The sequence below is a fragment of the Pantoea sp. GL120224-02 genome (assembly GCF_900215395.1).
Classification (GTDB): Bacteria; Pseudomonadota; Gammaproteobacteria; order Enterobacterales; family Enterobacteriaceae; genus Pantoea; species Pantoea communis.
In genome coordinates, this window is record NZ_OBEC01000003.1 from 163923 (window position 1) to 186374 (window position 22452).

Annotated in this window: 17 protein-coding genes, 1 pseudogene and 1 riboswitch; of the genes and pseudogenes, 11 read left to right on the top strand and 7 right to left on the bottom strand. The window is 51.6% G+C overall.

What is annotated here, in order from left to right:
* Window positions 1–351 precede the first annotated feature (351 nt).
* Window positions 352–3039, top strand: coding sequence for a cation-transporting P-type ATPase (locus CRO33_RS07820; RefSeq protein WP_097117709.1), 2688 nt, complete (start codon window positions 352–354; stop codon window positions 3037–3039).
* Between the two features lie 117 nt (window positions 3040–3156).
* On the opposite strand, the gene CRO33_RS24400 is transcribed toward CRO33_RS07820, so the two are convergent.
* Window positions 3157–3471, bottom strand: a complete 315-nt coding sequence (locus CRO33_RS24400; RefSeq protein ID WP_141399009.1) for a hypothetical protein — start codon at window positions 3469–3471, stop codon at window positions 3157–3159.
* 947 nt (window positions 3472–4418) lie between these two features.
* Window positions 4419–4547: riboswitch (TPP riboswitch) on the top strand.
* Window positions 4548–4645: 98 nt separating this feature from the next.
* Between CRO33_RS24400 and CRO33_RS07825 the strand changes: the two genes are divergently transcribed.
* The 5 genes from CRO33_RS07825 (at window position 4646) to CRO33_RS07845 (ending at window position 9763) form a co-directional block, all read left to right on the top strand.
* The gene (locus CRO33_RS07825; protein WP_097117710.1) at window positions 4646–5728 is read left to right on the top strand and encodes a LuxE/PaaK family acyltransferase; all 1083 of its coding nucleotides are present in this window, start codon (window positions 4646–4648) and stop codon (window positions 5726–5728) included.
* A complete protein-coding gene (locus CRO33_RS07830) occupies window positions 5725–7176 on the top strand; it encodes an acyl-CoA reductase (protein WP_097117711.1) in 1452 nt (483 codons plus the stop codon). Before CRO33_RS07825 ends, CRO33_RS07830 begins: the two co-directional genes overlap by 4 nt.
* Before the next feature lie 26 nt (window positions 7177–7202).
* Window positions 7203–7970 (top strand): 3-oxoacyl-ACP reductase, encoded by a 768-nt coding sequence (locus CRO33_RS07835; RefSeq protein WP_097117712.1) that lies wholly within the window; start codon window positions 7203–7205, stop codon window positions 7968–7970.
* A 104-nt stretch (window positions 7971–8074) separates the two neighbouring features.
* Complete coding sequence (locus CRO33_RS07840) at window positions 8075–9016, top strand: alpha/beta fold hydrolase (protein ID WP_097117713.1); 942 nt, start codon at window positions 8075–8077, stop codon at window positions 9014–9016.
* 456 nt (window positions 9017–9472) lie between these two features.
* Entirely contained in the window at window positions 9473–9763 is a 291-nt protein-coding gene (locus tag CRO33_RS07845; RefSeq protein WP_097117714.1) for a Bor family protein, read from the top strand.
* A 569-nt stretch (window positions 9764–10332) separates the two neighbouring features.
* Here the strand turns inward: CRO33_RS07845 and CRO33_RS07855 are convergent.
* Window positions 10333–10758, bottom strand: coding sequence for a LysE family transporter (locus tag CRO33_RS07855; RefSeq protein ID WP_097117716.1), 426 nt, complete (start codon window positions 10756–10758; stop codon window positions 10333–10335).
* Window positions 10759–10803: 45 nt separating this feature from the next.
* Between CRO33_RS07855 and CRO33_RS07860 the strand changes: the two genes are divergently transcribed.
* Window positions 10804–11568 (top strand): DeoR/GlpR family DNA-binding transcription regulator, encoded by a 765-nt coding sequence (locus tag CRO33_RS07860; protein WP_097117933.1) that lies wholly within the window; start codon window positions 10804–10806, stop codon window positions 11566–11568.
* An 18-nt stretch (window positions 11569–11586) separates the two neighbouring features.
* Here the strand turns inward: CRO33_RS07860 and CRO33_RS07865 are convergent, their stop codons facing one another.
* From CRO33_RS07865 to hisN, 3 genes are all read right to left on the bottom strand, one after another.
* Entirely contained in the window at window positions 11587–12387 is an 801-nt protein-coding gene (locus tag CRO33_RS07865; protein WP_097117934.1) for an HAD-IIB family hydrolase, read from the bottom strand.
* Window positions 12388–12633: 246 nt separating this feature from the next.
* Window positions 12634–13770 (bottom strand): MFS transporter, encoded by a 1137-nt coding sequence (locus CRO33_RS07870; protein WP_097117717.1) that lies wholly within the window; start codon window positions 13768–13770, stop codon window positions 12634–12636.
* A gap of 13 nt (window positions 13771–13783) precedes the next feature.
* Window positions 13784–14581 (bottom strand): histidinol-phosphatase, encoded by a 798-nt coding sequence (gene hisN, locus CRO33_RS07875; protein ID WP_097117718.1) that lies wholly within the window; start codon window positions 14579–14581, stop codon window positions 13784–13786.
* Between the two features lie 216 nt (window positions 14582–14797).
* Here hisN and CRO33_RS07880 point away from each other — a divergent pair.
* Window positions 14798–15906: pseudogene (locus CRO33_RS07880) on the top strand (IS3 family transposase).
* A 395-nt stretch (window positions 15907–16301) separates the two neighbouring features.
* Window positions 16302–16583 carry a hypothetical protein gene (locus CRO33_RS07885; RefSeq protein WP_097117719.1) on the top strand — a complete coding sequence of 94 codons (282 nt, stop codon included), beginning with the start codon at window positions 16302–16304 and terminating at the stop codon, window positions 16581–16583.
* Window positions 16584–16976: 393 nt separating this feature from the next.
* Here the strand turns inward: CRO33_RS07885 and CRO33_RS07890 are convergent, their stop codons facing one another.
* Window positions 16977–17420, bottom strand: coding sequence for a GNAT family N-acetyltransferase (locus CRO33_RS07890; protein ID WP_370523042.1), 444 nt, complete (start codon window positions 17418–17420; stop codon window positions 16977–16979).
* 456 nt (window positions 17421–17876) lie between these two features.
* Here CRO33_RS07890 and fhuE point away from each other — a divergent pair, with 456 nt between their 5' ends.
* Complete coding sequence (gene fhuE / locus CRO33_RS07895; RefSeq protein ID WP_097117720.1) at window positions 17877–20096, top strand: ferric-rhodotorulic acid/ferric-coprogen receptor FhuE; 2220 nt, start codon at window positions 17877–17879, stop codon at window positions 20094–20096.
* Window positions 20097–20309: 213 nt separating this feature from the next.
* Window positions 20310–22043, top strand: coding sequence for an ABC transporter ATP-binding protein (locus tag CRO33_RS07900; protein WP_176505743.1), 1734 nt, complete (start codon window positions 20310–20312; stop codon window positions 22041–22043).
* 126 nt (window positions 22044–22169) lie between these two features.
* Here the strand turns inward: CRO33_RS07900 and CRO33_RS07905 are convergent, their stop codons facing one another.
* A complete protein-coding gene (locus tag CRO33_RS07905; protein ID WP_097117722.1) occupies window positions 22170–22436 on the bottom strand; it encodes a DksA/TraR family C4-type zinc finger protein in 267 nt (88 codons plus the stop codon).
* Window positions 22437–22452 lie beyond the last annotated feature (16 nt).

The following is a 22452-nucleotide window of genomic DNA, read 5'->3' on the forward strand; positions in this document are numbered from 1 at the left end:
CATAGGGGTTGGTTAATTTATTTTCGTTAAAAACGGCTTATTTATCTTTGGTTTAAATTTACGCTAAAAATTGTTTTTTGATTACGGATGACTTTCCTCATAAAAGCAGAGTGAGTTGAATAGCCTGTGCTACGTTTATAACGTTCATTTCTCTTGTCAAAAGTTTGTCGTATAGATTATTTCCCTGCTCAATTTCGTTGGGCAGCCATTAATGACATGTCTTTCAGTTATAAACGGGACTCACCTCAGGCAGTGCGTAGATGTTTGTCTTTGTATTTGTATTTGAAGTGGATCTGTTAATAACGCGATGTCACCGCCTTGATTTCCGAAACAGGATTTGAGGAGAAAGCGATGAATACTGCTAAATCGGAAAGGTCGTACTATCAGCTTTCTGTCGATGAAACCTTGAGCCAGACAGAGAGTTCACTCGAAGGTATCTCGGGTAGTGAAGCAACAGCACGCTTACAACAGTACGGTGAAAATGCCCTGCCACAAAAACCGGGCAAGCCAGCATGGCTGCGCTTCCTCGCCCATTTTAACGATGTACTGATTTACGTGTTACTCGCTGCCGCGCTGCTGACGGCAGTGATGGGCCATTGGGTCGATACACTGGTCATTCTCGGTGTGGCAGTGGTCAACGCGTTGATTGGTCATATCCAGGAGAGTAACGCGGAAAAATCCCTGCAAAGCATACGCAATATGCTCTCCAGTGAAACGGTTGTGATCCGCGCCGGTAACCATGAAACCCTGCCGACCACCGCGCTGGTGCCGGGTGATGTGGTGGTGATCCGCGCCGGGGATCGTATTCCTGCCGACCTGCGCGTGATCGAAGCCCACAATCTTCGCGTCGAAGAGGCGATACTCACCGGGGAATCCACGGTGGTAGAGAAAACCACCGATGCGCTTGCGGGCGAACTTCCGTTAGGCGACCGCACCAATTTACTGTTTTCGGGAACAACGGTCAGTTCTGGTGGCGGTAAAGGGCTGGTGGTGGCTACAGGTGGAGAGACCGAACTGGGGCACATCAACCAGATGATGTCCGATATCGAAAAACACCGCACGCCGTTGCTGGTGCAAATGGACAAGTTAGGGAAAGCCATCTTCCTGATTATTCTCGCGATGATGGCGGCACTGTTCGTCTTCAGCCTGCTGTTCCGCGATATGCCGGTCTCTGAACTGATGCTGTCATTGATCAGTCTGGCGGTGGCGTCGGTGCCCGAAGGTTTACCCGCCATCATCTCCATCATCCTCTCACTTGGCGTGCAGACCATGGCGAAGCAGCAGGCGATCATTCGCAAGCTGCCGACGGTGGAAACGCTGGGTGCGATGACGGTGATCTGCTCAGATAAAACCGGCACGTTGACCATGAATGAGATGACGGTCAAAGCGGTGATCACCGCCGACCATATCTATCGGGTAGACGGTGACAGCTATGAACCGGTTGGTGCCATTCATAAAGCGGATGACGCCGTGCCGATTACCGTCACGGGCGGGTCCTTGCTTGAACAATATCTGCGCACCATCGATCTGTGTAATGACAGTCAGTTGATTAAGGATGAGAGCGGCTTCTGGAAGATCACCGGAGGGCCGACAGAAGGCGCACTCAAGGTACTGGCCGCCAAAGGGCAGTTGCCGGTGGTCACCACCGAGTTACGCAGTAAAATTCCGTTTGATTCGCAATACAAATACATGTCGACGTTGTACCGCATTGGTGACGAAGAGCGCGTGCTGATCACCGGCGCGCCGGATGTGCTGTTCCGGCTTTGTCAGCAGCAGCAAACCGAGCACGGCCTGCAACCGCTCGATATCAGCTGGTGGGAAGGCAAGATTGAAGAGTATGCGCGCGAAGGGCTGCGCATGGTGGCGGCAGCCTGGAAACCGGCGTTACCGGGACAAACTGAACTCACCCATCAGGATCTGCAACAGGGCGTGATTCTGCTCGGCATTGCCGGAATGATGGACCCGCCGCGCCCTGAAGCCATCACCGCGATTCGTGACTGTCTGCAAGCCGGCATACGCGTCAAAATGATCACCGGAGACCACCCGCAAACCGCGATGAGCATTGGGCAGATGCTGGGGATTGGCAATGCAGGCTCAGCCATCACCGGGCGTGAACTGGAAGTGATGGACGATCACCAATTGAGTGATGCCGCGCAGGCCTACGACATCTTTGCCCGCACCAGTCCGGAGGATAAATTCCGTCTGGTTCAGGCGTTGCAGAGTAAGCAAGAGGTGGTCGGTATGACCGGGGACGGCGTGAACGATGCGCCCGCCCTGAAGCGCGCCGATGTCGGTATCGCGATGGGTATTAAAGGCACCGAAGTGACCAAGGAAGCCGCCGATATGGTGCTCACGGATGACAACTTCGCCACCATTGCCAGCGCAGTAAGGGAAGGGCGCCGGGTTTATGACAATCTGAAAAAAACCATCTTGTTTATTATGCCCACCAACCTCGCGCAGGGATTGTTGATCATCATCGCGCTGCTGGCAGGGAATCTCATTCCGCTCACGCCGGTACTGATTCTGTGGATGAACATGGCGACGTCGGCCACGCTGTCGTTTGGTCTGGCATTTGAAGAGGGTGAAAAAAACATCATGCGCCGACCGCCGCGCGATCCCAAATTGCATGTGATGGATGGATTCGCCATCTGGCGCGTGGTGTTTGTTGGTTCAATGATTGCGATAAGTGCGTTTGTGCTGGAAGCCTGGCTGCAGCCGCGTGGCTATTCCCCTGAGTTTATCCGCACCGTGCTGTTACAGACGCTGGTTACCGCGCAGTGGTTCTATATGCTCAATTGCCGTGTGTCGGACGGCTTCTCTCTGAGTAAAGGGCTGCTGATGAACAAAGGTATTTGGATCGTTAGCGCGGTGCTGCTGGTGCTGCAACTGCTGATCATCTATGCGCCATTTATGCAGCTGCTATTCGGTACCACTGGACTGCCATTCCGTTATTGGGTCATTACCTTCATCATCGGTTTCGTGATGTTCCTAATTGTTGAAGTCGAGAAACCACTTACCCGGCGATTCAGAACGGCTTGAGTCTGCTGCCGCCCGTCACGCTGGTGTCAGCGAGGCGGGCGGTGTTTAAGACGATACATGTAGATTTCGAGCCAAAAGATGGGATTTAAACGTTGCAGGACATTTGCTGTCATCAAGTCAGAGAGGAAAGTGTCGCACGGGTTCGACAATCTTCACCGGTTTCTTTCTCTTTGGTTTTGTCGCCCTGCACAGTGCTGGCATAGCTGCCTTGGATTTTTCTGGCTCGGTAGTCTTATTCAAAGTGATACAGCACGAGCAGTAATGAACATTCGTATATTGCGCTGCGGCGACGGTTAATGCCTGGCTGTGGTTATACATACTGCCAATAAACGCCCGTGAATCGATACCGGGTAATTGTTCACATCCTGCGGTATGCAACAGCAAGCCCCTGCGGGCGTGATCGCAGACGTAATATTTCGTTGCCTTATACATGGTTTTTATCCGTTTGCTGCGTGAGTCAATGGACTCATTAAAGTTTATCGTATTCAATATCTTGTAAATTTGAACATCTCACTACGGCCTGAAACTCAGTTTGCCCACGATGGCTCGCCAAAGTAAACGGAACGATAATACGTGTACCATTTTTTTGCTACGCCTTCATTGTGGACCAGAAGAGAGCCCAGGGTGATTCTATTTTTCCCAAACATCTCGGTATCGGATTTATTGAGGAGATCTTTTTCTACGGCAATAACCGCATCACGACTGTGAACGGTCACACAGGCTATTTCATCTTTTTTGGTTTTCTACGCTCCGCAAATATACCTCATAACCCGACGCAGACAAAATAATCCCCAGGGCACTGAGTGCTCCAACCTTAGCGGAAGTCTTCATTTTAAATTCCCTTAAGTGCTTCACAAACAGTCTCCGGTCTAACTGGCGGAAAATCAATAGTATTTTTGGTTTATTTGATGAAATGAATTGATGTGTATTGCCGATGTCGCCTGGTCATTATCTGATAATGGTTGGGATAAAATCTGAATATTACGTATCACAAAAAAATCCTGTGAGATTTATTGAAGAGGGACTCGAACAAATAAAACGGGCATTAAAGCCAAAGTACATCAAATATCCTGGTTAATAACTTGTTAATGGTAGAGTTATGGCATTCTCATGACATTTTTTCCTACATTAATGCTGAGGTCAGAAGTATCTGATGATAAAAACTCACAGCTCACTCATTCAGCAGGACTATTCACATTAATCAATGAATCACCGCGAAGCTGAAACGCTCGTCGTGCATCTGGTCAGATAAAAAGATCAGTGTGTTAAAACAGCAAATGGTTTAACCTTTAACGACCGTCTGCAGTAGATTTAAAGTAAGCTTAATAAAATCAGTGAGTTGATTGAGGTTTTATTGAGCGGCCTTTTGATTGACTGCGACCTGTTCCAGGGGGTGCCCGGTTAGCGGGCTGAGATTCTACCCGCCAGCGTTTTCGCGTTGGCAACGTGGTGACCCTACGAACCTGATCCGGCTAATACCGGCGTAGGGAGCGGAACACAGGGCGACACTGCGTCCTGATCCCATCTTTGTGCTTGTAGCGGACAGACTCTACTCATCAGGCCCGGCCTGAGAAATTTCGCGCAATCGCAACTGGTGGACCCGCATATGACTGAAGCTGCTTTGATCGACGCTTTGCTGACCTTTCTTCAGCGTCAGGACACAACCGACGACGATTTTAACCGCCTGGCGCTCGCCATCTTCGCTTATCAATTCGAACACAATACCCCTTATCGCCGCTTCGCCATGCAACGCGGCCGCACACCCTTTACGGTGAAAAACTGGCGCGCCATCCCGGCGATTCCCATTACTGCGTTTAAGGATCTGACGCTGAGCTGCCATGCCACCGATGACGTCGAAGCGATGTTTATGACCAGCGGTACGACCGGCACGGTGAAAGGTCGCAGCTATCATCCGACACTCGATGTCTGGAAATGCTCAATGATGCAGAATTTCCGCCAGCGCTTTATGGCGGGCGAAGAGCGGATTCGCATGGGCATTTTGTTCCCTGATAATCGGGCGCTGCCCAACTCTTCGCTGGCCCATTACCTGACGTTAGCGGTGGAAAAATTTGGCACCGCCGAGAGCGAAGTGCTGCTGGATGACCGCGGTATCGCGATGGATCGCCTGTTTGCTGCGTTGGAGCAGGCTGAAGCGCAGGGCGAACCTTATGCGCTGCTGGGCGCGAGCTACAGCTTTGTCCATCTGCTCGACGAACTGCAGCGCCAGGGGCGACATTTTGCATTACCCGCTGGCAGCCGAATTTTGGATACCGGTGGATTTAAGGGACAATCCCGTGAGATTGAGGCCGAGCAGTTTTACGCCGAATTCAGTGCGTCGTTGGGCGTGCCGCGCACGCACTGCATCAACATGTACGGCATGACCGAACTGAGCAGCCAGTTTTATGACGATGGCAACGTTGCCTGTCCCTCGGTGAAATCCGGCCCGCACTGGATCCGCACCCGCGTGGTCAATCCGCTGACGGGCGAAGAGGTGCCGGAAGGTGAGATGGGCGTGCTGGTGCACCATGATCTGGCCCACTTCAATTCAGTTTCTGCCTTACTGACCGAGGATGCTGGCCGGGCAGTGGCGGGCGGCTTCCATCTGCTGGGCCGGGTCACCGGAGCGGATGCGAAGGGCTGTTCGCTGTCGATGGAAGAGTTCCTGGCTGCTGCGCAGGGTGCAGTGTGAAAGAGGTCGCGGGTTATCTACCGGGATGTTTATCACCTGAAGAGGTGCAGTGGCGCACGCTGAGTTTTAGCCATCACGGCCAGCATCTGGATGTCGACGTGCCCGATCTGAATCCGGCACAAATTACACTTCTCAGCGCACATCTGCGCGATCACGCTCGCGCTTATCTCACAACGCTGAGCGTGGCGAAGATCGTCGCAATTATTGATGAGGCCATTGCGCGATTGCTGGATCGAAACCATCCACTGCGCCGCAAGGCCGAAATGCTGCTGCCGATTGTCACCGGTTATGATGCTGAGATGATTCGCCTTGGGCTTACCGGATACCTCAAAACTTTTCGACAGCCGCAGCTCAAGCGCTTTTTAGCCGAGGACTTTAACGATCCACAGCTGTTGGATGATTTTCAGCCGCGACCTAATGGCGGCTTCGCACGGGCATTTGGCCCAGATCTGCTCATGCATATCTGGGCAGGAAATGTGCCAGGTCTACCTCTGTGGAGTCTGATTTGTGGATTACTGGTAAAAGCGGGCAGCGTGGGCAAATTGCCCGGTGCTGAACCGCTGATGGCGGGCTGGTTCGCACAACTGCTGGCTGAGATCGATCCCCAACTTGGCGAATGCCTGGCGGTAGTGTGGTGGAAAGGCGGCGAAGCCGAAGCAGAAAAACACTGGTTAACCCAGCCTGACGTGGTGATGGCTTACGGTGGTAATGCCGCGCTGGCTGCAATCAAACAGCAACTGCCTGTGACCACGCGTTTTCTGCCGCACGGCCATAAAATCAGCGTGGGGCTGGTGGGGCGTTCGGCACTGGATACAAGGCAGGGCGTCGATCTGGCGCAGCGCGTGGCCTATGATGTCATACGCTATGACCAGGCGGGCTGTTACTCACCGCAAATGCTGTTCGTTGAACGCGGCGGACGCATTACGCCGCAGGAATTCGCGGAGTACATCGCCCATGAACTCTGTGCGCTGGCGCGCAAATACCCGCGTCGCGCGCTCTCTTCGGCTGAAGTGAACAGCGTGGCAACCTGGCGCAGCCGTGAAGAGATTCGCGCGTTGCAGGAGGATCGCATCCTGTTCGGCGAGTCGACGGACAGCTGGTCGGTGGTGGTAGTAGATGGCCCCGAAGCTCTGATGCCGTCGGCACTCGGACGCACGCTTAAAGTGGTGGCCGTTGATCAGATTGAGAATGCGATTGCATTGATTTCGCAGCAGAAAATTTATCTGCAAACGGCGGCGGTGGCGGCCACTCCGCGCGAGCTGTTTGTTCTCGCCGCGCGGCTAGGGCAAGCCGGTATCAGCCGTATTACTGCCTTTGGCAGCATGACATCGCCTGCCGCCGGATGGCATCACGATGGCCGCTTTAGCCTGCTGGATCTGGTCACTTTTACGGAAATAGAGGCATCTGCTGAAACTGCAGCTGAGCGCTTCGCGCCCTATGCGGATTGAATCCACGTTTTTACAGGAGGTAAGAGATGAAATTTGCTGATCAAACGATTCTGGTGACGGGGGCGAGCCGGGGTATTGGTGCAGCTATCGCGCAGGCTTTCGCCGCTGAGGGTGCGCTGGTGGTGGTGAACTACCTGCGCAGTGAAGCTGCAGCGATGGAAGTGGTAAAAAGCTGTGAAGCACTGGGCGGTTCGGCCATCGCCATTCGAGCCGATGTCACCTCAGCAGAGCAGGTAGCGGTGATGATGGAGCAGATCGCTAACACCACGGGTCGTCTGGATGCGGTGGTGAACAATGCTTTCGCACCCTATGTTTTCGATACTGATAATCGACAGCGCTTTTGGGAAACCTCATGGCAGGGCTACCAAAGCCAGTTTGACGGTGCCGTCGGCGCGGCCTACAACGTCTGCCAGGCTGCGTTGCCGCTGATGCGCTCACGCACACGCGGCAGCATTATCAATCTTTCCAGCGATCTGGTGGCCCGTCCCTCTGTTCCTTACCACGATTACGTCACGGCGAAATCCGCATTAATAGGCTTTAGCCGTTCACTCGCCGCTGAACTGGGGCCGCTGGGGATTCGCGTGAACTGTGTTGCGCCGGGTCTGGTCTATCCCACGGATGCCAGCAGTGCGACGCGAGAAGACGTGCGCGATTTTATCACCGCACAAACGCCGCTGCGCCGAATTGCCGAGCCAGTGGATGTCGCCGGTCCGGTGATGTTTTTAGCCTCAGAATGGAGCGAGTTTGTCACCGGGCAAACGCTGTATGTTGATGGTGGGTTGGTGATGGGATGACGGGGGCCGAACGCTGATATTGTTGGCAGCACGATGGGTTAGCGTTAGTCTGATCACTGATTTATCAATTTGCTAACGCCGCTTAACATAAACAGGGAGGTTTAATGAATGCCGCAACTATCCGTGCCGTCATCGGTGGAACGCTTTTAATGGCGTCGAGCTTAGTATCGGCGTCTGCCGCTCAGCCATTGCCTGTACCTCCAGAACATCCGAACTCACAGCGAATCTCCGTGGAGACGCAAGGAACGGGAACAGATGTCATATTGATTCCGGGGCTGGCGTCATCGCGCGACGTTTGGGCCGATTTATCTGCAAAATTACGCAAGAACCATCGCATTCATCTTATCGAGCTTGCAGGCTTCGCGAATACGGCTGCCATTGCCAACCCGGACGGGAAAATCATGGCACCGGCAGTTGACGCCATCGCTGCATATATTCACGTCCAGCACATCAAAGCCCCGACGATCATTGGCCATTCCCTTGGGGGAGAAATGGCATTGATGCTGGCTGCTCGTCATCCTGACCTGGTGGGGCGCGTGATGATCGTTGATGCGTTGCCGTTCTATTCATTGATGTTCAATCCAGCGGCGACCAGCGAAACGGTCGCCCCGCAGGCCACTGCGACGCGAAATTTGATTTTGGGGCAGTCGCCGGTGCAATTTGCAGAGTTTCAGAAGGCATCCATAGCCCGCTTAGCCAAGACCGAGGCGGTGAGGCCAGCACTGGTGGCGGCAGGAATCCATTCCGACCGTAAAACCATTGCCGATGCCGTGTATGAAGTGATGATCACCGATTTGCGTCCCGAACTTGGCCGCATCAGAGCGCCGATTGAGGTTGTATACGCATATGACACGCTATTCGGCGTACCAGCAGCCAGCGTGGATGCGATGTACCGTCGAGCCTATGCTGCTGCACCCGATATCCACTTCACACGGATCGATGACAGTTTTCACTTTGTGATGCTTGATCAGCCTGAGCGGTTTTCCGACGCGGTTGAGTCGTTTTTGAATGGCGATGAAAGCCATATGAAGTCGCAAACTGAATGAGATTTGGGGAGAAACGGCCGGAATAGGCCGTTGTTTCGCTGCATTAGAGCGTAGGGCGTAGATATTGCGCGGGATGCATGTCTGATGTGAAAGAGATGGGGGGATGAGACGGAAAGAACCGCTGTGAGCGAGCAGCATAAGTCGCTGCTTCGTGAGCTGGAATAGAGCTTTGTTGGTGCGGCGGGTGAGAAGAACAGTCCTCATTCAAAAGCTTTCTCGATGGTGTCAAAAAGTTCTTCTACCATTTGATTCGCTAAGCGGAAACGCTGCGGTAAACATAAAAAGCCCCCTGCTGTGCAGGTTTTTTTATAGCTGTACTATTATGCAAAACGTATCCGTTAGGCGTACTTGAAATTCTTTCTCATGTTTCCGCTTTCGTTGTCGATAACCTGATTGCTGGCTGAGTGATGATTTCACTCAGCATTTATTTTTTCATTTCAGGCGATAAGGATATTTATGAACAAGCTTTGTGTTGCGGCGTTGTTGGCTCTGAGTTTAACCGGCTGTGCGCAGCAGACTTTCGTAATGAAACAGAATCAAGTTGGCGCGGCGACGAAAACCACCAGCCAGCCGTTCTTTATTTCAGGTATCGGTCAGAGTAAGAGCATTGATGCGGCGCAGGTGTGCGGCGGCCAGGAAAAAGTTAGTCGGGTTGAAGTTCAGCAGACGTTTGTTAATGGCTTACTGAGTGTGGTGACGTTTGGTATCTACACTCCACGAGAAGCGCGCGTTTATTGCGCCATCTGATAATGCCTCAGGCCGGCTCGCCGGCCTAATCTTGCGCCTGTTATTTAATCGCATTAGTTCATTGTAACTATTAAATTCTGCTGTCGTACCGCTGCGCGGCTTGCCTGTTGACGACGTTACTCGAAACGAGTTCAGGCAACGTCCCCCTTGATTAAGGATAGCGTTGCATCGAGCCATTGAACTCACAGCACAAAGCGGACTGACTGAAGCCATAAAAGCTTGTCGAATGTCTCAGGGCGTGAAGCAGACCTCTGTTGAATCTTAAATTTCTGATGTTGTTATTTCATAGCGATAGTGACCTGATCATCGATGAGCAGGAAGGCAATGACAATCATGACTATGTCCGAGAACTGGCTGACTCTTCGCGCCGCCGCAGGCCTCGTGCGCAGAATCGCTTTCGAGCCGATCCCAACATCACTGTAGATCACTGCGCAGTTGAATATCTGTATTAGCCTCATAAAGAAAATTTGCGCACCAGCAGGAAGCCCGCGTAACGGCTTGTGAACTGCGGCATAAGCCCCAGGAAAAATAATAGCGCATTCGGATTGAACCCACTTATGCCAAACCCTTTAATCAGCGTACGAAACCAGTTTAATGCCTAATAAAATGGCCAAAGAAGTAATCGGACGATCACACACTACGCTCACCCCTAGCCACAGTAGATAGGCCGCTCCGGCGTAGGTGAGCACCGTCAGGAATAACGGCACGCGGGATACCATTGCTCCGACGCCCGCCCCAACGACAATTGTTATGACTAAATATCCCAGAATCATGCCTGAGACTACCGGAAGCAGCATTCTATTGCGCATGCCGGCAGGCTGGCTTTTGACGTCCATGCGCTGATCGATGGACTGTGGATTCGCAAGGCGCATCTGAAAGACTCGCTCTCTTCCAAACAGGCTATCAAATCCGTACTTAGATTTATCAACAGCGTGGTTCCTGACACCAATGACCTCAAGGTGTAAACTCCAGCGGGCTGCCAGCAATGAATGCATGATTATGTTACTTTATGGAAAATCATGCGATTTCAGGGCGAAAACATGAGCGATTACGATGTATTTCCGGAGCAACGGCAGGCATTGATCCGAAACATACTTGAAGAGTCAGGCAGGGTGGTAGGGGCGGATATTGCCCGACAGTTAGGTGTGTCTGAACATACCATACGCAGGGATCTCCAGGAGCTGGCGAGGCTTGGTGTGTGCAAAAAAGTCTATGGCGGTGCCGTCAGCCAGTTCAAACAATCTGCCAGCTTCGATACCCGTGTACTGCAGAGCGTTAACGAGAAGGCAAATGTTGCACAGTGCTGCGCCGGGCTAATCAGATCCGATACATGCATTTTCATCGATGCGGGTTCCACGTACCTCTCAATGGTTGATTTTATTCCGGCGCAGATGTCTCTCACCATTGTCACAAATTCGCCGCAGATTGCAGCTTCACTTAGCGGCCGTGATCAAATTGAGCTTATTCTTTTGGGAGGAAAGGTTTATCCGCAGACGGGAAGCGTACTGGGAGCTGAGCCGATTAGCCAGGTCAGGGACATTTTGTTTGACCAGATTTTCATTGGCGTATGCGGCCTCGATCCTGAAGCCGGCCTGACCGCAGTGTACTATGAGGATGCCTGTTTCAAAAAAGAACTGCTGAAGCAGGGTAATGAAATTGTCGCGGCCGTCATCGCAGATAAAATGCCTCAGGTAGCGCGCTACAAGGTTGCACCGTGCGATGACATCGATATTATTGTGGTCAGCAGCTCAACGAACCCGTCGTCATTTTCTCATATTAACGTGCAGCTGCTGGTCGCAGAATAATACACAATCTATGCTGGCTTAACTCTGAAGCGCGAGCATACGTTTTATCGTTTCCAGAACGGCGTTCTCATCGTTCGTACCGGTGATAAAACGCGCTTTCGCTTTGGTCTCGTCGAAAGCGTTACGCATGGCGAAGCTGTAACCGGCCTGTTCTAGCAGCTCTATATCGTTATAACCGTCCCCAAAAGCCATCGTCTGTTCTGCCGTTACGTTCAGCATCTGCTGCAGCTTACGGACGGTGGTGCCTTTATGGATACCGTAACCAGCAATATCAATCCATGCCGCCTCTGATACCACAATGTAAACTTCTTCTTCGAAGGGAGCGAGATGCGGGCGCGTGGCGGGACAGTTTCCTTCTTCATCGAATACCGTGATTTTTACAAAGTCGCTTATCACGGAACTGAAGTCGTGGGTTTCGGTCAGTCGCGTGTAGGATCGCCTTATTTTGTCTTTCAGCCGCTGGGGCGTGTCAGCATGCACGATCGCGCCTTCCGGCGTACAGGCAATAACAACATGGCTCTGGCTGACGTTTCTGAGTGTATTAATGATGGCAAGTCCGAGGACATTGGCGATTAAAAACTGAAACATAAACCCGCCATTGTATTTAATGCGCGTTGCGCTGTCGCCGACGATCCAGATATCCTCACTCAGTTCGCCAAACAGTTCCTCGACCCTCTCACACTGCTTGCCGGTGCAGGCTGCAAACTGCACGTTCTTGTCTGCCATGAGTTGCCTGACTTCGGCAAATAACGCTCTGTCATAGTCGCCCTGGCTGTTGAGAAAAGTGCCGTCCAGATCAGTGATAACCAGCTTTATCATCATGCCACCTTCATTCAAGAGATTATGACTACGCTGCCAACACCAGACAGCATTCTTTCGACGCAGCGGCTACGCTGCGAAATAGACTTTAGCATCTCATGCTCGAATGTGCGACATTGTGTTAATTTATGATGACTTGGTGGGGTGCCAGATTCTTAATACATGATAATTCATTTTCAAAGGGTGGGAGCCCTGCACGAAGCCATGCGGCCTGGATGCAGGGTAGTGATAATTCTGCGGTCAATATCAGGCCTGCCGCTCGGGCCTTAACAGGTGACGAATACTGAATGAAAGCAGCAGCGCCATCAGCAGCAACGCAATGACAAAAACAAAACCGTGAGATAGCGAAGCGTGATGTGCGATATACCCGATTACGGCGGGGCCGGCAAGAACGCCAATGTAACCCAGCGTCGTGACAGCCGGAACCGCCACCATCTGAGGCATGCTGTCCTGTTTACCAATCTGCGAGAACATGACCGGAACGATATTCGCGCAGCCGATGCCGATAAGCAGATATCCGGAGAGCAGCAGCGGCAGCGGAGTGCTGTAAATGATTATCAGAAATCCCGCTACGGCCGCGGCTGCACCAGCTACCACGACCACAAGCGCGCCTGCCCGCTGAACGATGTAGTCTCCACCTAGCCTCCCAGCGGTCATGGCTGTGGCAAACGCCGCAAAACCGAGCCCGCCCAACGATGAAGAAATGCCCCGGCTGTCCACAAGATAAACTGCACTCCAGTCCAGTACAGTTCCCTCAGCCATAAAGATGATGAAGCAGATAAGCCCCAGTATCAGTACGGTTCCTTTAGGCACGGCAAAAGCCGGTCCTTCAGCAGGATTAGCGTAGGGGAGCCGCTTTCTGTAGCTGAGCAGGAAAATCATAAAGACCGCCGCCAGGATTAAAAGCGTGGAAGAAACGATACTGAGTCCCAGAGAGAGTAAGCCTGTCATGGCACCGGCGCCGGCTATTCCTCCTGCGCTGTACATGCCATGAAAGCCTGACATCAACGGCCTGTCCGCGTTTTTTTCCACAAGGATTGCCTGGACGTTCATGGCGCAGTCGGTTACCCCGATGCCAATGCCAAAAATGAACAGGGCGACGCCTAGCAGCAGGGGCGTGCTTACAAAAGCCAGAAAAGGCAATGAAAGGATAATAACAGCAACGGCGGCGACTATGACCGCCCTGCAGCCAAAGCGGGATGTCAGCGCACCCGTTACCGGCATAGCCATCATCGCGCCAAAGCCAAGGCATAACAGTAATGTGCCCAGCACTCCCTCATCTACGCCGGTATTAAATCGTGCAAAGGGCACAATCACGGCCCAGGCAGCAGTCACAAGGCCTGCGATAAAAAATATCATCCGTGTCGCGAGTCTTTCGTTCATCTCTGGCTTTCCTTTATCGCCGGTTGTTAAGCAGCGTCAGCGTTTTTTCGTGCAGGACAGAATTTGCGCTGGCTAAAATAGCACCGCCGTTCTCTGCCCTTTTCCCGTCAAGCGTTGTGACAACCCCACCGGCCTGCTCAATAACCGGGATTAGCGGTACGATATCGTAAGGTTGAAGTGAATATTCAACGCAGATGTCGATATGGCCTGCAGCAAGCATCGCCATGGCATAGCATTCTCCCCCGTATCGGGTCATCAGCACTTGATCGCAGAGTTCACTAAAATTATTCCTTTCATACAGAGCTACCGACTCCGGAGAGGTTGTATGTACTATCGCCTGGTGAAGTTCACGCGTCTGGCGGGTTTTAATGACCTTTTTTCCGAAGCGCCCGGAGAACCATGACTGCTGTCCGTCAGACCAGAATCTGTCGCCAGTATAAGGCTGACTCATCATCCCCATAATGGCTCTGCCGTTTTCGAGTAAACCAATCAGGCAGCCCCATACAGGCAGGCCGCACAGAAATGGCCGCGTACCATCAATAGGGTCAATAACCCATTGCAGGTTACTCCTGCCGCTTTCACCAAATTCCTCGCCAAGTATGGCGTGCTCGGGGAAACGCTCCGAGATAATGTCCCTGAGAACTCGTTCAGTTTCGCGGTCAACGCTGGTGACAGGATCAAACCGAAAGCCGTCCTTGGGCTTGGTTTCAATATCAATGACATGGTTATTTAGATAACCCTCAAGGGTTCTTTTTTCAGCGGCGTCAGCAAGTTCGTGCAGGAAACTGGTCGCAGGAAGTTCAAGGCTCATTAGCAATTCCTCAGCATGAAATGAGGACTGATAATGATATATTATGCTCGATTATGCAATTTTATGATCGATCAAGATCGATTTGACAAGATTTCCTAACTGTCTTGTATGACAGTTAGTGTGTTAGTGCTGACCCTGACCCTGACCCGAAATCCTGCTCCATTCAGAAACAGAATTCCGGCATGATAATGACTCCCCTGAGCGGAGGTTGTGCCGATGAAAAAGTCACGATTCACCGAAGAGCAGATTGTCTTTGCCCTGAAGCAGGCTGAGCTGGGTACGCCCGTACCGGAAGTCTGCTGCAAGCTGGGCATCTCCGATGCCACGTTCTACACCTGGCGAAAAAATTACGGCGGGATTTCTCCTTCAGAACTGAAGCATATGCGGTAGCTCGAGGAGGAAAACCTACGCCTGAAGAAGCTGGTTGCCGATCTGAGCCTCGACAAGGCCATGCTGCAGGACGTTCTGGCAAAAAAGAGCTGACGCTGGCACGCCTGCGCGAATGGGTCAGGGACTTGCAGACCCGCTACGGTGCCAGTGAAAGACAGGTCTGCTTTGCGCTTAAGATCAGCCGCAGTTCATACCGTTACCGCTCAGTTGCGGCTGACGACAGCGCACTGCGGCTGCGCATCAGGGAAATAACCGAAACCCGCGTCCACTATGGCTACCGCAGGGTTCAGGTCATGCTGAAACGGGAAGGCTGGCGCGATAATCACAAGCGTATTTACCGGCTTTACCGCGAGCAGGGATTATCGCTGCGGCTGAAACGCCCCCGTCGCAATAAATCTGCGCTGAAACGTCAGCCACAGCCGCAGGGGCTGTATCCCAATCACGTATGGGGGATGGACTTTGTCTCCGATGCGCTGTTTGACGGTCGCCGGCTTCGCCTTCTGACGGTAATCGATCTCTACACGCGCGAATGTCTGGGGATCTGCGTAGGCCAGAACCTGCGCTCTTCAGAAGTGGCTGAAATGCTGAATATCATCGCGTTGAGACGTCCGTTACCACAGCTCCTGAAAACAGACAATGGCTCTGAATTTGCGGGAAAAATGCTGGATAAGTGGGTGTACGAACGTGATATCCGGATTGACTTCTCACGGCCAGGTACGCTCACGGATAATGCCACGGTGGAATCATTCAACGGCAGGTTGCGTCAGGAGTGCCTGAACGAGAACTGGTTTATGTCCATGGAGGATGCCCGGTGCAAAATCGAGGCCTGGCGCATACACTATAACCAGAGTCGTCCCCATTCTGCGCTGGGCTGGATGACCCCATTCGAATTCGCCGAAAAATCTGCCGGTTGCCAGAATAAGCAACCAACCTGAAGCCGGTTATTCCTGATTATGCATGGATCATATTCGGGGTCAGGGTCAACCTCCGTTAAGCTTCGCTGAACCGTATAAGAATGCATTTCGGGCCAGTGGGCGTGGGTCCGATGGTAAATAAAAGGTCAGGCAGTAAAACGTTGTTTGATTCAGGTATCTGCTGAATTTCCAATTTTCACGATCACTTCTTTATCCAAATTCTTTGAACTCCCAACCTTACTGCTCACTGGGTGCAATTTAAGATCCCATTCACGTCAATCGTCCGCACAGGAACTATTCTTCCGTCGTTTGTGATAGCAATAATTGGGTTTTGGGGCAGGAATGGGTGTGGGTGGGTAAAAATTGACACGAAGGTGATAATTATTATCATTTAACCAATTGTGAAAGGAGAGCACGTGAAAATCTACTGGACCCTTAAAAGCATTCCCGAACTGGCCGGCCTAACCCTGTGGGAGCGCGGAACAAGGTGGCGGAGCGCATATAAATCAGCTTTCCGTCACTGGCAGACTTGGGCGGGCCTCGTCATCTGTGGGGCCTTCGGCTACGTAGGATCGTATTTTTTTGGTATTGCCGGCATCGTAGTTTTGGCCGGGCTGGGCGGCTTTGTGTACGGTCAGATTGTGACACACGTCGTCCTGAAACATTATCGTCACCGGCTGCGCGGCGAAACCGGCTGATCTGGACTTTACGGCCTCCACGCATAACGGGCCCGCAAGCGATATGTCTCCGTTCAACGTGTCCCATTGAATTTATTGCGGAGTCAGCTCTCAGCCAGCCAACCGTGCTGGCACCCCGTAACGGGAAAATGAAGCCAGTGGCACGTCAGGAACGTAGTCGTCGTTCAGCTGCAGCCACGTTTTTTACGTCGCTTAAGCGCGCTGCGGTGATGAACCTGCCTGGGCTAAGTCCTTTGGTTAGCTGTGGAGTGAGCATGTAACTGACGTAAACAAACGCGGTTGATCTAGCAATTAAGGCATTGCTGGTTGAACGACTGATTCTGGCAAACCATATTCTTAGTCAAGCCCAAGGACAGCAGTGAGCGAAGAGCAGACTTGATTTTTATGTGAAGATTATGTTCCCCGTAGCTTCATATGCAACAAAGGATATGGCTTGCCCTGACCGTCAACTTCAGAACGACCAACAATTTCAAAACCACGTTTTTTATAAAAGCTAATAGCCTGAATATTCTGTTCGTTTACATCAAGTTCATCAGCACTCTGCTCGTTGGTAGCTTGCAGCAGAAGTCGTTTCCCGATGCCCTTACCGCGTTGATCTGCATCTACAAAGAGCATTTCAATACGATTTTCGCTTACCCCAGTAAAGCCCACGATCGAATGGTCACAGCTCAGGCGCGCGAGCGTAATAGTCAGGCCAGGCAGATACGTATGCAGTATAAGGGGGCGTAGCGCCTGGATATCCTGCTCCTGTAAAAAATCATGCGTAGCACGTACGGATGATTCCCAGACCTTCAGTAAGATCGGGTAATCAATTGGGGTACCCACTTCCATATTTATCATGATCTTATAGTCCATAAATTGACATTGTATAGCCATGATAGCTGTGTGGAATTATTTGTCACCGTATGGCGTAAATTTGTTCGCTTTTGGCACGCAGCCGCCATTCCCACTAAAAACTTTTTTTTGCTCCCTCCTGCTCCTCTCAAACCTTCGTCTAACCACGAAGGGCACATTTCTTACCTTTCTGCTGGGATGTTATGGCGAACGGCACGGAAACCTGTCCGTTACTAACTTTATTAAAACAGGTCGTGAAGCATGCTTAACAGGCCGCTTAAGGTGAAACAAAGAAAATCTACTAATCCAATAAAGATAATAATAATAGAAATCAATCTCATTTGTATTTACTATGCTGGATTCAATTTGCCGATTTACCTGCGTTTATCCGCTCTCTTTTGAGGCGCATTGATAACAGGCCAGCTAAAAGCATAAACATTAAAATGATGAGGTATTTGCATGTCTTTCAAGAGGGTTGCGGGCCATCATGCCAGCGCCATACCGGGTGCGTCAGGGGTTAGTAAGACGTTTTGTTTTTCATTATTGACGCTTTGTATTGCGAATGCCGTCAGTATTAATGCTGCCAGCGCGGCAGACAGCGTTGCCGCACCGGTGAATACCAGCAAAGAACAGTCGCTGGTGGTCACCGCCGATACCAGCGGTGGTACGGGTTCAGATCCGGCTCAGTCCTATACCGTTCCGGCTACGCGCGCCGGGACTAAACTGAACCTGACGCAGCGGGATATTCCGCAGTCGGTCAGCGTGCTCACCCAGCAGCGCATTAAAGACCAGAACCTTCAGAACGTGGGTGACGCTCTGGCGAATGTCACGGGCATCTCAGCATCACAGAATGACTCCGAACGCGTGGATTTCTACTCCCGTGGTTTCTACGTCAACAATTACACCTACGACGATATCCCTTCTACTCAGACAGGTGCCTGGAACTTCGGTGAAACCGACGGCGACTCTGCCATTTATGAGCGCATTGATGTGGTTCGCGGCTCAACGGGATTGATGACCGGTACGGGTAACCCGGGCGCGGCTATCAACATGATCCGCAAAAAGGCAGACAGCAAAACCTTCGCCGGTAATCTCTCCGCGAGCTACGGAAGCTGGGACAACCAGCGCTATGTTGCAGATCTGTCCGGGCCGCTGAATGACTCTGGCACGCTGCGAGGACGCGTGGTCACGGGATATCAGGATCAGGACAGTTGGGTTGACCGCTACCACAAACGTAAGAAGTTCCTTTACGCCACCGTTGCGGCAGATATCACCGATAACACCACGCTGGATCTGGGATACGATTACCAATCTCGCGACACCGATGGCCCGACGTGGGGCGGTTTGCCAACCTGGTATAGCAACGGCAACCGCATTCAATACGACCGCAGCGCGAACCCGTCAGCTGACTGGACGCATTACAACATTCTGTCGCGTAAGGTGTTCGCCAACCTGACGACAAACTTCGACAACGGCTGGCAGGTCCGCGTTAACGGATCGCATACGGAGTCCGATTTTGACAGCAAGCTGCTTTACGTCACCGGCTATCCTGACCAGACCACCGGCATTCTGGACAGCAGCGGGTACGGCTTTGCGGGATGGTACAAAGGCCTGCGCACCCAAACTGCGGTTGACGCCTATGCCAGCGGACCCTTTGAGCTATTCGGGCGTCAGCATCAGCTGGTTGCCGGGGTAGATTACAGCCGTCAGCGCAACCGCTATCTGTACTCTTCCTCAATTATGTCGCCTGCTCAACTCGGTGATCTGAACAGTTGGAACGGTGATGTGGCAGAACCAGACTGGCCAGCGTGGGCGCTATCGTCAGAAGATACCATCCGTCAGAAATCGGGCTATGCCGCGGCGCGATTCTCGTTAGCCGATCCGCTATCCCTGATCGTTGGCGCACGTTATACCCAGTACAGCGCGCACGGCACGTCGGCTGACATGGAGAAAAACAACCTCACGCCATACGGCGGTCTGGTTTATGACATCAACGAAAACTACTCTGCGTTTGCGAGCTATACCTCGATCTTCCAGCCGCAGACCTATCGTGATCAGCAGGGTAACTACCTGAAGCCCGTGACCGGTAAAGATTACGAAGCGGGGATCAAAGGGGACTGGGACAACAGCCGCATCACGGCGAGCCTTTCAGTGTTCCGCATTGAGCAGGACAACCTGGGTCAGATCCAGAGCAACACCTATGTGAACAACAGCAGCGAAAATGCTTACAGAGCATCTAAAGGCGTGGTTAGCCGCGGGGTTGATTTCGAAATCAACGGTGCGGTGACTGATAACCTTAAGGTGACATTTGGTGCCACGCGCTATGTGGCGAAGGACGCCGATGGCGATCGTACCAACCCTTACATGCCGCAGACCAGCCTGAAGCTCTTCACCAGCTATAACCTGCCGTTTATGCCTCTTCTTACTGTGGGTGGCGGTATTAACTGGCAGAACCGCACTTACAAGGAAGCAACCAATCCGTCAGGTGAAACCGAGCGCATTTATCAGGGAAGTTATCCGCTGGCGAACCTCTTTGCCCGTTATCAGGTGACGAAAGAGCTATCGGTACAGGGCAATATCAAAAACCTGTTCGATCGTGAATACAACACCAATCCGTCAGGCGGTGTGGCATTCAACGAGCCACGAAACTATTCGGTCAGCGTGAATTACAGCTTCTGATGTTTACTGGCCCCGCTAATGGGGGCCACTCATTTAACGAAGACTTTCAGCGCCCGAATAATCAGAACAGAGTCTAATTATTCGGGTGATGTGTCGCGACGAGATGTACGAAAGGAGAACAAAGCGCAACTCAACTGTAAATGAATGTCATTCTCAACTATGATTGCTTGCGACAAACATGATCCATTCCAACTGCAACAAGGGAGGCAGTCAGTGTTATTGGCAATCAGGTACGTCTTTGCATCTTGTCCGATTCGTATTTCCACACTTACCGCAATCATACTTCTCCAGGGATTAGTTCCGGCACTTAACGTGTTCATGACAGGGCAAATCATTAATACGCTCCACGCGCCACAAATCAGCGACAGTGCGCTTATGCTAAGTATTGGTGTTTGGTGTGTGTCCTTATTGGGCATGCAACTCATGGAGCCGCTGGTCAATCTTATCAGAGGAGATGTGACGGAAATTTCCACCCATTATTTCAGCGCCAATATTATGCAGCGTATGAATGAGTCCACCACGCTAAGCATCTTTGATAACAAAGAACGATATGAGCAGCTGGAATTTCTTAAAAACGAAGCGGCGTATCGTCCGCTGAACTTTATTATCTGCATTATTTACGCCTTCAGAGCGACCGTTATGGCCGCAAGTCTGTTGCTGGTATTGATTACTTATTCAGGTATCGGTGCTGCCATTTGTGCACTCTCCGCCATACCCATGATAATTATTAATATCCGCATACAGCGAAAATACCTCAAGGAGCTTTTTAAAAATTCCAAAGATGCCATTGCGATGCGCTATGCCTATGGCGTCAGTATGGATAAAAGTTTTCTGCAGGAAATCAGGTTGTATGGGTTGGGTCGCTATCTGTTAAAAAAATTTACGGACTCAGCCACCAACACCTACAAACGCATGCATCAACAGCGCCTGCGCGCACTGATTAAACCAGTGCCTGCAATGATACTTAGCCTGATGATGCTTTTCGCCGGGGTCTATCTTTTCCTGAGCAACCTGCGCAGCAGTGAGATCGCGGTAGGTGCGCTGGTTATGGTGTTCCAGTCGATTGTGATGATGAAGTCACACCTGGATGAGATAGCAAATTACGGCGGAAATTTAACCTCCATGAGCGGTTTTTTTAATCGCTACCACGCTTTCATGACGGATGAGATCGAGTCGGTAAAAAATGGCGAGGAGATGCTAGCCGGTAACAGCCCATTCTCAATCAATATCGATAATCTCAGTTTCCGTTATGAAGGCCGGGAGCAGAACGCGCTCAATAATGTCACTCTGAGAATTTTACCCGGTGAAAAGGTCGCTATTCTCGGAGACAACGGTAGCGGTAAAACCACCCTTATCAAACTGATGTTACGCATGTATGCCTTTAACGAGGGATCGATATCCGTATCTGGGAAATCGATTGAATCGCTGGATATTGAGCAATACCGTACGCAAATTGCCACTGTATTTCAGGATTACGGTAAATATGAATTTTCAGTCGGGGAAAACATCGCACTTAGCCATTACGATGCGGAGACCCAGCATGCGAAACTTGAGGCGTTACTGAACACTGTCGAATTCCCTTATCCGCAGGACACCCGGCTGGGCAAGCAATTTGGTGGCGATGAGTTGTCGATTGGCCAGTGGCAGAGACTGGCGATAGCGCGTGCGCTCTACAGAAAAGCCAGCCTGTTTATATTCGATGAGTTCTCATCCTCACTTGATCCGGAAACAGAACACCGACTGTTTAATGAGATCCTTTCTCTAACCACCACGGTGATTGCTGTGACTCACCGACTGGGTAATATTAAAGAATTTGACAGAATCGTTGTCATGGCGGGAGGCAAAGTCATTGAAGACGGGACGTTTGAATCACTGATCAAAACTCAGGGTAAATTCTATGCCATGTGGCATGCCCAGTTTAAGTCGGTGATTGCGGAAGCTATTTAAGCCGCTATTTACTCTATAAGGCTACAGCTGTAGCCTTTGTCTGGTTCTGCGTTACGGGTCTCTTTTCGCCTGTAATATCAGGTCTGCAATTACTTCCAGGCGCAGATTTATCTCAAGGCATCAAACCTACCGTAACTGACTATCTTTGCTGCCACGGCGGTTATACCCGCTGTGGCTGGCTTCTTGTTTATCTAACGCAGTTTGGCACTTCACGCAGTAACGCACCCCAGGCAACGCGCTGCGACGCGCTTCGGGAATCGGTTCCCCGCACTCGTCGCAATACGCTGCACTTTCGCCGTGGTTGAGGTGACTCCTGGCGCGCGCAATCGCATCATCCACGGTCGCATCAATCTGCTTTTGCACTGCACCATCTTCAGACCAGCCGCCTGCCATAATCCCTCCAGATATT